This window comes from Sulfurovum sp., from assembly GCF_041562805.1.
In the GTDB taxonomy this organism is placed as follows: domain Bacteria; phylum Campylobacterota; class Campylobacteria; order Campylobacterales; family Sulfurovaceae; genus Sulfurovum.
The window spans coordinates 18,451-29,343 of sequence record NZ_JBFFOH010000021.1 but is presented as its reverse complement, the minus strand read 5'-3'; the positions used below and the strand labels follow the sequence as shown (position 1 = coordinate 29,343).

11 protein-coding genes are annotated in these 10,893 nt (G+C 36.0%); 1 reads left to right on the top strand and 10 read right to left on the bottom strand.

Annotated elements, in window-relative coordinates:
• The 10 genes from ABYK33_RS04750 to ABYK33_RS04705 all read right to left on the bottom strand — a co-directional run.
• The coding region (locus tag ABYK33_RS04750; protein WP_373031843.1) for an NADP-dependent isocitrate dehydrogenase at positions 1–477 on the bottom strand (477 nt) is incomplete at its 3' end.
• Between the two features lie 169 nt (positions 478–646).
• Positions 647–1,093, bottom strand: a complete 447-nt coding sequence (locus ABYK33_RS04745; protein ID WP_373031842.1) for a hypothetical protein — start codon at positions 1,091–1,093, stop codon at positions 647–649.
• Positions 1,094–1,233: 140 nt separating this feature from the next.
• Positions 1,234–1,839: a DUF302 domain-containing protein gene (locus ABYK33_RS04740; protein ID WP_373031841.1), complete on the bottom strand. Its 606-nt coding sequence runs from the start codon at positions 1,837–1,839 to the stop codon at positions 1,234–1,236.
• A gap of 76 nt (positions 1,840–1,915) precedes the next feature.
• Positions 1,916–5,485 (bottom strand): DNA polymerase III subunit alpha, encoded by a 3,570-nt coding sequence (gene dnaE / locus ABYK33_RS04735; RefSeq protein WP_373031840.1) that lies wholly within the window; start codon positions 5,483–5,485, stop codon positions 1,916–1,918.
• 115 nt (positions 5,486–5,600) lie between these two features.
• Entirely contained in the window at positions 5,601–5,870 is a 270-nt protein-coding gene (locus tag ABYK33_RS04730) for a hypothetical protein (RefSeq protein ID WP_373031839.1), read from the bottom strand.
• A gap of 281 nt (positions 5,871–6,151) precedes the next feature.
• Positions 6,152–6,712: a DJ-1 family glyoxalase III gene (locus ABYK33_RS04725; RefSeq protein ID WP_373031838.1), complete on the bottom strand. Its 561-nt coding sequence runs from the start codon at positions 6,710–6,712 to the stop codon at positions 6,152–6,154.
• Positions 6,713–6,730: 18 nt separating this feature from the next.
• Positions 6,731–7,711: a hypothetical protein gene (locus ABYK33_RS04720; RefSeq protein WP_373031837.1), complete on the bottom strand. Its 981-nt coding sequence runs from the start codon at positions 7,709–7,711 to the stop codon at positions 6,731–6,733.
• A 156-nt stretch (positions 7,712–7,867) separates the two neighbouring features.
• Positions 7,868–8,263 (bottom strand): hypothetical protein, encoded by a 396-nt coding sequence (locus ABYK33_RS04715; protein ID WP_373031836.1) that lies wholly within the window; start codon positions 8,261–8,263, stop codon positions 7,868–7,870.
• 153 nt (positions 8,264–8,416) lie between these two features.
• Positions 8,417–9,226: an efflux RND transporter periplasmic adaptor subunit gene (locus ABYK33_RS04710; protein ID WP_373031834.1), complete on the bottom strand. Its 810-nt coding sequence runs from the start codon at positions 9,224–9,226 to the stop codon at positions 8,417–8,419.
• 2 nt (positions 9,227–9,228) lie between these two features.
• The gene (locus ABYK33_RS04705; RefSeq protein WP_373031832.1) at positions 9,229–9,639 is read right to left on the bottom strand and encodes a cytochrome C; all 411 of its coding nucleotides are present in this window, start codon (positions 9,637–9,639) and stop codon (positions 9,229–9,231) included.
• Positions 9,640–9,999: 360 nt separating this feature from the next.
• Between ABYK33_RS04705 and ABYK33_RS04700 the strand changes: the two genes are divergently transcribed.
• Positions 10,000–10,770, top strand: coding sequence for a hypothetical protein (locus ABYK33_RS04700; protein ID WP_373031831.1), 771 nt, complete (start codon positions 10,000–10,002; stop codon positions 10,768–10,770).
• Positions 10,771–10,893: the final 123 nt, after the last annotated feature.

Genomic DNA, 10,893 nt, shown 5'->3' with positions numbered 1-10,893 from the left:
GAATGCTCTAAGTTTGTGAGGATTGTTTTGTGCAAATTTCTTAACAGCTTTAGCTGCTCTTCTGTCTGAGTTTCCTTCTCTAAGTACTGGGTTAACAGCTGAACCTAGACATGTGCTATATTTTGCCTGAATAGCTTTCTCCTCATCTGTAGTTGGGTTTTCAGGGTAGTTAGGAATATCATATCCTTGACCTTGAAGTTCAGCAATACAATCTTTTAACTGTCCTACTGACGCAGAGATATTTGGAAGTTTAATAATATTTCCATCTGGTTGTAAAACAACTTCTCCTAGTTTAGACAATTCATCTTCAGCTTTTCCCATTGCTGCAAGCACTCTTCCTGCAAGTGAGATATCAGAAGTAATAACTTCAACACCCGCTGCTTGAGTAAACGCATTTACGATTGGTAACAATGAATACGTAGCAAGTGCTGGGGCTTCATCAATTTTTGACCATATGATTTTTGGTAATTGTGACATGTTTGTTCCTTAAATTTAGATTAGTAATGGTAAGATTGTAGCACTTTCTTGTATTATGCTCATAAAATAGAGTGTTTTCCAAAACTTATATTATTTATTTGTTCCCTTACTACACAGCTTTTCCCTATATTTGAGTGAAAAGAAGACTTTTACGGAGTTATTGAGCTATTTAATTAACTATATATTCTGCGGGGAAACCTACTGGTATGGGAGCATGAAGTTTCACAAACAACTCGCCATCTCCAATTCTACACAGCTCATAAGGAACGTAAAGAAATCTGGCAGAGATCTTTTTATCAATTTGACTTTTTTCTTCTAAATGTAAGCGTATACTGCTTGGAGTATCTTTCACAAACTTTTCAGGCATAAGTGTATCAACTGCCAATACCATCACATCTACATCTTCCTCTTTAACACGTGCCTTCAGAGTATCTTCTAATAAAGCATAACTTTCAGTAGAGTCTTTCACTTCATTTTCAAAAAGTTCAATCTCTCCCACATCATTAAGTAACATCAAAAATGGTTGAAAGTTTTTTGTTAGTTCCAATGAAGTCTGTGCCTTATGAACTGCTTGTTCTAAAATTCTAAATGCTTTTTCATCTTCGTGAGTAGACATGAGATTCCTAATTGAGTTTATTTTAGCTGATGATTATATCGAAATGTAGAATAGAGAATGTCAATAGAAAATAGTTAGAGGAAGAGATAAATAAAAAATACTTACACACAAAAGTGTAAGTATTTATTGAGAAGGAGAAATTATTCTCCGGCAGCAGCAGCTTCCATCATAGCATACATTCCAGCTCTTACCTCATTGGCAAGTGCTAAGAGTTCAGGAGGTAAAACATATCCGCCATTGATCATAAGTTCAAGACTCATCGTATAGATGTAAATATCACCATTTGGATCTTCAACAACACCTATTCTACATGGCATAAACCCAATAAACTCTCCTGAATGCTTTAAAAACACATCTGCAATATATGGAGAACAGTATGAACGAATATGCGTAAGCAGTCCACCATCTTTAAATAATTTACCGCCTCTAGGCATAGTTTTACTATCTACCATAGCCATACCATATTCATCTGCTGTTTCATCCATGATCTCTAAAGCATTTTTAAATGCTTCTGCTTTTGTCATACCTTCAGGTATAACCATTTTTACTTTACGGATCATACCTTTAGCCGGATCACCTGTAGTCAGTACTTTGTCAAACATTTTCATGTACTCTGGCAATGCCTGAGAATCAAGCTTGGCCACCTGTCCTATTCTTGTACCCAGATCAAATTTCACAAATGCAAAAATAAAACCAATGACTACTATTGCGCCTACAAATGTAAACAAACCTTTTATAAATTTCATTGTTTCCCCTTTAATATCAATAAGTACTTATTATAATACATATAAATAAAAACAAGATTAAATGTATTATATCGTCTTAACTTACAACCTGTAAAGCTTCTTCAGGATAGATACCCAATTCCTTCACCTCTTCCATAATCAGTTCACTCACCTTCATCTTTGACTCTATGATCACATCTGCAAGTTTAGACTTAATGTGAAGTTCCAATGGTCGTTTCCCTGGGTATTTGTCTACAAGACACATAAGCTCTTCGACTATCTTTGCATCAGGCATGAGATTTAGAGAGAGAATAAGTGGTGGCTGAACCGGTTCTTCTACGTGCTTGACCTCTTTTTCCACTTTTACTTTCGTTTTTTTCGCATCTTTCATACTTGAGATCTTCAAGATATTCATACGTGTAAAGTCACCATCTTTAGTAATCTTCACTTTAAAGGCAATGGGTTTGCTAAGGTCAAAATCTTCTTCCAGTTCCTTAAGACGGTTTTCAAAAAGCATCAATTCGATGTTTCCGTGTAAGTCCATAATGCTCGCGATACCGAACTTGTTACCTTTTTTACTTATCTTCTCAGTAATGCCTTCAATTTTACCGATGAACATCGCCTGTGAACCATCAGCAAGATCGTCTATCTCTGAACTGAGTGTATAGTTGATCTCATCTAGCGTTTCACGGTACTTGTCCAGTGGATGACCTGAAACATAAAAACCTAGAGACTCTTTTTCCATTTCTAGTATTTCCATAGGTTCAAACTCTGGCATATCTTTGAGTTCCAACGTTACAGAAGTCATCTCAGTATCATCACCCCAGAGAGAATTTACTGCTTGTTTTTTTGCATCCCCCGCTTTTTTAGCCATATCTATAATATCTTCCAGCTGAGAAAGCATGGCTTTTCTGCTGTATCCAAAACTGTCAAAAGTCCCTGCTTTTATGAGAGATTCTATAACCCTTTTGTTTACTTTACTCGAATCAATACGTGAGACAAAGTCAGAAAAATCTTTAAACTCTTCTTCCCCTCTGGCTGATATCATAGTATTAATAGCGATCTCTCCAGCACCTTTTACGGCACCCATACCGAACATAACAACCTCTTCACCATCAATGTTGCGTGCTTCAAACATAATTCCGGAACGGTTAATATCTGGTGGGAGAAGTTTCATCCCCATACGTTTTACTTCATCGACATATTTGACTACTTTATCCGTATTATTTTTCTCCAACGTCAAAATAGCTGCCATGAATTCAGTCGGATAGTAGTGTTTTAAATAGGAAGTGTAGAAAGTGATCATGGCATACGCAGCAGAGTGAGACTTGTTAAAACCATACCCTGCAAACTTTACGATAAGATCGAAAAGGTTTGCTGCTGTTTCTCTGTCAAAACCTTTTTTGGCTGCACCATCAGAAAACTCATCTTTAAGCTTATCCATCTCTTCTTTGATCTTCTTACCCATCGCCCTTCGTACAAGGTCCGCACCACCCAGACTAAATCCACCAATGGTCTGCACGATCTGCATAACCTGTTCCTGGTAAACTATGACTCCATACGTAGGCTTAAGTATAGGTTCAAGTTCAGGAAAGGCATACGTAATTTCTGCTCGTCCGTGTTTACGCTCAACAAAATCATCTAGCATACCTGACTCCATAGGTCCCGGACGGTAAAGTGCAAGCATCGCAATAACATCTTCAAAACCATTTGGTTTCAGTTTTTTCGCCAAGTCCTGCATACCTGCTGATTCTATCTGGAACAGTCCGAGTGTTTCACCTGTACCAATGTAGTCATAAACTTCTTTGTCTTCAATATTCTCTTCCACGAAATTAATACGTTTGCCATATCTTTTTTCTACTAGTTGCAGAGCTTCTTCGATGACCGTGAGTGTTTTAAGTCCAAGGAAGTCAAACTTGATAAGGTCTACATCTTCTACATACTTACCGGAATACTGCGTAGCAAGTGTATCTAGCCCAGTAGGTTTGAACAGTGGTGTCTTTTGCCATAACGGTTCATTTGAAATAACGACACCCGCAGCATGTGTCCCTGCATTTCGGTTTAATCCTTCCAGTGCCAAAGCATAATCCCATGTACGTTTAGCCTGTGGGTCACGCTCTAAAAGTTCTTTGATCTTAGGTTCTTTTTCGTAAGAGCCTTTCAAGTCTATCCCTAGTTCATCGGGGATAAGCTTGGCCATAGCATCTGCCTTAGAGTAAGGCATATCAAGTACGCGTGCTACATCCCGAATGACCCCTTTAGCAAGTAATTTACCAAAAGTAATGATCTGTGCCACATTCACACGCCCATACTTCTCCACTACATAATCAAGTATCTCTTGACGACGTGCCTGACAGAAGTCCATATCGATATCCGGCATAGAGATACGTTCAGGATTCAAAAAACGCTCAAAGAGTAATCCGTAAGGCATAGGATCTATATCTGTAATACCTAGTGAGTAAGCGACAAGTGATCCCGCTGCAGAACCACGTCCAGGCCCTACCGGTATACCCATCCGCTTCGCTGCATCAACAAAATCCCAAACGATAAGCATATATCCCGGGAACTTCATATCGTTGATAATATCCATCTCGACTTTTAGTCTGTCTCTATATTCATCATGTTTTTCTGCAGGAACGATCTTAAGGCGTTCTTCAAGTCCTCGCTTTGATTCTTCCACAAAAAGAACGATGTCATTCTCAAGAGAATACTCTATATCCGGATGGGGCATTTCTATATTTGATTCTTCTGCTCTCTCTCTGGCAAATTTAAAGTTAGGCGGTGTCGGGTCACCCAGTTTGATCTCCAGATTACATTTGTCTGCTATCTCCTGGGTATTTTCAAGTGCCTCAGGAATATCTGCGAAAAGTTCTGCCATCTGTTCTGGTGATTTCACATAAAATTCATGTACCGAGTGACGTAAACGATTCGGATCATCATAAAGTTTGTTCATCGCGATACACATAAACGCCTCATGTGCATCCGCATCTTTTTGTACTGTGTAGTGCGTGTCATTGGTTGCAATGATCTTAATGCCTGTCTCTTGTGAGATTTGTATGATCTGTTTGTCTATACGGTGCTGATCACCGATACCGTGACGCATGAGTTCAAGATAAAAGTCCTCACCGAAAACTTCTTTGTATTTAAGTGCAACCCTCTTTGCCTCATCATACCCTTTGGCACCAAATTTAAGATTTCTATCCGAAAGGTTCAAATGCCAGTTAACTTCTCCTTGTAAACATGCAGAAGAACAAACGATACCTTCACTGTTCTCTTTGAGAAGCTCCCAGTTAATACGTGGGTAATAGTAAAACCCATCAATATATGCACGTGAACTAAGATACATTAGGTTTTTGTAACCTACATCATTTTTAGCATATAAACAAAGGTGAAAACGCTGACGTACAGACTTGTCTCCCAATTCATCTTGATTGTGCACATACGCTTCCATCCCGATGATAGGTTTGATACCCTCTTTACGCATAGTGTTATAAAAGTCTATAGTTCCAAACATATTTCCATGGTCAGTCATAGCTACTGAGGTCATACCCTGCTCTTTGATCTTCTTTGCAAGTGCTTTGATCTTATTCGCACCATCAAGAAGTGAGTACTCAGTGTGTAGATGTAAGTGGGTAAATTGTGGTTTAACTTTTGGTTCTTCTGACATGGATGACCTTTGCTTATATTGGATGTCTAATATAGCAGAGGTTAGGTAAAAATAGATTGAAAATGTGTCTGAATTTATGACGAAATAATATGAGTGTTTTTATCCCATAAAAGTGTTAGTCATAGACGCCCGTACTCATATCAAAATCGTAATCAGGTTCAAGAACGGGTATCTTTTCAAGAGTTTTGGGATCTACTTGGGCACCTTTGAAATCATACTCATCTGCATTGTAAAAGCGCTGTTCCCTGGCATATTCCTTCTCTTTTTCCATAGCTTTATTAATAGCCTCTTTGGTTTGATTCTCATCTTTTGTTCTGTTATTCTCACTGCTGTAAAGCAGTACAGTGGTAAAACTTAGGATTACAAAAATTATAAATGGTTTCATAGCACACTCCTATCTGATAATGTAGCAGAACAGAACTTTGACGCATATAAACCAATAATTTTTATATATGTTAACTTTGTATGTAGTAACTTGCTTGCAATGCAAGTGAGTTATATGTTCGCAGAGTGCTTTATCCGCTAGCCGGTTTTAACAGTAATCCAAAGGCATGCCGTCTTTTACGGCCTGCATACTTTCTCATTCATTACGCATAGAAGCAAAGCTCCTATTAGCTACGTTAGCACTGAGCTCTCTTCAGTAGAGTGCTCAAATGGCTAGCATTTTTAACAATAGCCCAAAAGCATACCATCTTTCACAGCTTGCATACTCTCTTTTCCGACAAGACGTTCTACTATGGCAAGCCCGAAACAAACAGCAGTTCCTGGACCTTGGGAAGTCATCACATTACCATCGGTAACAACTTTGCTATCTTCTCTATAACCAGGATGACCTATCTCATCTTTTGCTCCAGGATAACATGTGTAATTATCACCTAAAACACCTGCTTTTTTTAGTACAAAAGGTGCAGCACACATTGCACCGACTGCCTTTGTAGCTTTAAACTCTTGCAGAAGTTCTATGATCCTTGCGTTTTCTGCCAAAGCATACGTACCATCCCAACCACCGGGAAGCACCATCATGTCAAAATCATCACTGATAACATTCTTAATGGAAGTATCAGCCTGTATGGTGATACCATTCGCACCTAAGACTAAATTTCCCTGAAGTTCATCTTCCAAATAGGCTACACGTACTTCTATACCTCCACGACGCATTACATCTATAAGTCCAACCGCTTCTAACTCTTCAAAACCTTTTGCTATGGGTAATAATACACTTGCCATATTTACTCCTTATATATTTTACTTAACTTCTTTTGCACCTATCTCTAAGAATGTAGCCGGAATGTCCTTATCTAATTTATTAAGAAAATCCATTCTTTTTGAGTTATTCATAGTAAAAAATCTATTCCAATTTGCCAATTTTGGCATACCTATAACAAGTGTATTTGTGTCTTTTTTGATATACATATACATCGTACATGGTGCAAAGACAGCTGCTTCAGGCATAGCACCTTCATTGTCAAATACTGTATAAGAATAAGGAAAGTGACAAAGAGAGAAAGTCCAAAATGCATCATAAGAAGGAAGAAGATCGGGTTTTCCTTGTTTGTAGTCAAAGAAACCAGCCATGATATAGCCCTTTTCTGTAAATGTATCATCCACTTTTTCCTGTATTTCATCTAAGTAATCATCAAGATCTTCCGGTCTATCAAATGTGATCTCATAGTGGAGCATAGAGTCTTTTATCTCACCTTCGTATGTACCATGGCTTACAACTGCAGATGGAAATGTTTTTGCTATAAGACCATCAAGTTCATCCATCTGCTTTGTATACTCACTGATCACTGTTTGGTCTGTAATTCCCAACATCTCTATGATTACTTCTGCCGTCAGATGAGAGATAACCGTTTCATCTTTACCTTGGTGCTTATAGATTACAACATTAAACGGGTTAAACCCTGCAAGTTTTGGATCTATTTCCAAAAGAGGTTTCACTTTTTTATCGTTAACAATAGTCATAAAACTCAATACATCAAGTGTTGTTGAACCATATTGTTCTTTATATACAAGATTTACATGTTTACGTGGATCAGGAAGACGATAGCCAAGTGCTTTAATCGGCTTATCCATCATCGTATAATATGTGTCTTGTACATTACCTTTTATTGTATATACGACCGTACTCTGCTTAACTGTACTTACCGAACTAGTCAATTCTACTGCAAAAAGTCCACTTACCGATACTGCAATAAACAGTATACTTCCCAATATCTTTTTCATCATTAGCCTTTATTTTAAATTACGATAATAAATTATAATAAATTAATTATATGATGGTGATGAATTAAATAGATAAAGAAAAAATATGTAATTATTTGGGAAGTGGAGTGATGTAGGAAGAAGCGTTAGGAAGAGAAACCTCTTCCTAGTATAGGGTTACCAAGATCTCATTGTCTGGTGACAAGAAAGACATTTACTTAAGATAAGCAGATAGTTATTTGCTGCACTGTATCTGTCTCCTTTTTCAAATGTAACTAAAATCTCATCTGCATACTTACTAATAGTCACAGCTTCCTGATGAGCATACAGTTTATTATTTATTTTATTTTCACCTACACCCTCTTTCATAAATGATTCTGTGAACTTTACAGTTTCCTTCAGCTGTAAAATACCATTTTTCACTACATTTACATTATTATAAAGAAACCCCTTTTGTATATTAGCCATCGCTGTCTCCATATCCGCCATGTTTTTCATTCTGTCTGGCTGGATGTGTTCCCCACCAAAAAGTAGTCCACTTACTAAAACTGATATTACTAAAGCTTTTTTCATTGTATATTCTCCTAAAAATAAAATTTTATAAGTTATTGTAACAACTTCACTATTAATAAATAGTAATAAACGACACGATAAGTTAAATTTATGAAAAATAATGAGAAAAACGATGTGAAAAGGGGCACATCGTTTATGTTAATCAAGAAAGGGTTAGTTGGTATTCTGAAGTATTACTTTTGCATACATACCAGGGAAAATGTTTTTAGTTCCTCTATCAAATCGTATGCGCATTTTTATTTTATGTGTCATAGGGTTGGCATCAGGTACGATAGCATGTATTATCCCCATAGTTTTGTAGTCAAGAGATGGTATCTCTACTGGCACTTTCATACCTGTTTTCACTCTAGATATGATACTTTCTGAAATAGAAACATCAATCTCTAAATTTTCTGTATCTACGATCATTATTGTCAGCATACCAGGCATGATCATATCACCTACCTTAATGTTCTTTTGTACAACTACACCATCTGAAGGTGCTTTCATTTTTATGTAGCTATATGTACTTGCCATTTGCTTTGCTTGTATAGTAGCTTCTTTAACCATGATTTGCATTGCTTCCAACATTGACTCAATATTTGCTGCTTGAGCATCCAGATCATACATATCTGTAAGAAAGATCTTATTATCATCACGATAAGTATTTTTCAATCTTAGTTTTTTTGTATTGACATTTCTTAATTTTTCACGCCAAAACTCAACAATGACCTTTGACTGTTCAAGCATAAGATCAGCTTGAGATTTCATGATATCAAATTCGGCAGACTCCATTTCATAAAGATCATCTTCTCTTTTTACTCTGTCACCTATTTTTACATATACTTTATTGATATATCCCATAAAACGGCTACCTATCATTTTCTGTCCATCAGAAACAACAGTACCTGTTAAAGTGATATCACCTGCTTGTGAAAAGACATTGAGTAAAAATGCTACAATTATAATTTTTTTTAGTTTCATTACTACCACTTTCTTAAGCGTACATGACACTTCATACATTCTGACGATATTTTACTATAATATTGTAATGCCTGGGTTGCATCACCATCAGAAAAACGTGCAACGATATCATCTGTATTTTGTTCAATTTTTCTTTGTATACGTTTTGTCATAGCTGTATTGTTAGTCATCCATCTCTCATAAACATCTTTATTTTCTGTCTCTTTCTTAATGGGTCTTATTTTGTGAATAGTTTCTTTTAAATCTTTTGCACCTGCTTTAACAATATCCAAGTTATTATAGAAAAAGCCAGATTGAATATCCTGCATCGCCTGTGCCATTTTTTGCATATCAAAAATTCTATCTGCCTGTGTATACTCTTCTGCAAATCCAAAAGTCATCACCATGACACAACTAACCAATAATCTCTTCATCTAACTTCCTTTTTCTCTTAACATCAAAAATACTAAACTATATCTTTGAATCCAATCTTAAAGTATTGTATCAGATAATCACTAAATTGATTATTATCATGAATGAAATCAAAAATAATTATGAACTAGTGTAACTGTAACTTCACATATCTATAAACAATAAACATACACGAAGTAATTGTATTTAAATATGTAAGTGAATAATGGGGAAAAAGAAGCGCTTCGCATTTTAGTAGCTGTATTGGTTGGCTTTCATACGTTTAATAGCAAATAATATAAGTAAGCATTATCTATAATATAAGTTATATTTAATATTCTTTACAGTATAATATTTATATAAAAAATTAAAAAGGGTCTACAATGACAAAAATGATTACTACTTCTGTAGCTGTAGCTGCAATATTACTAACGGGTGCTCAAGCAAATGATTTGAATAATATGTTCAAAGATATGAAAGAGACTGCTATCAGCATGAGTAAAGATGCAAAGGATTCTGTAACTACTGTAAAAGATGGTACAGTTGAAACAACAAAAAGTGCTGAAAGAACTGTGACAAATGTAAGTAAAGATGCAAAAGACACAACAGTAAAAGTTTCTGATGATCTAAAAACATCTGAAGTTTCTACGTCTAAAGACAGTAGAGATACTGTGGTTTCTGTATCAACAGATACAAAAGATTCTATCACTAATACAACAAAAGATCTTAAAGACTCTGCAACAGTAGCTTCTAAAGAAATGAAAGATTCTACTATCGCTGTCTCTTCTGATTCAACAAGTGCTGTGAAAACTATTTCTAATGACTCTGCTGACTCTGTAAAAACTGTTTCTAATGATATGAATTCATCAGTACAATCAGTTTCTAACGATTCTAGAGATTCTGTGAAAACTGTTTCTAATGACTCTGCTGACTCTGTGAAAACTGTTTCTAATGACTCTAAAAATTCTGTAAATTCAATTGCAAAAAATACAAATGACTCTGTAAAAACAATTTCTAAGGATTCTAAGGATTCTGTAGACTCAGTTGCAAAAAATGCGAGTGATACATCCAAAACTGCTTCAAATGATAATAGAGAGAATGTGAAAACGCTTTCTGAAAATATCAATGATTCAGTTAAAACACTTAACGATTAATTCCTCAAGATAGAAGGCAATGCCTTCTATCTGTCAACTTCAAAGTAAGTTGTTATCCCCTTTACTCCTCATTTCTAAAATCTTTTATCATTAAGCAATATGTTACTTAATGAAGTAATATTT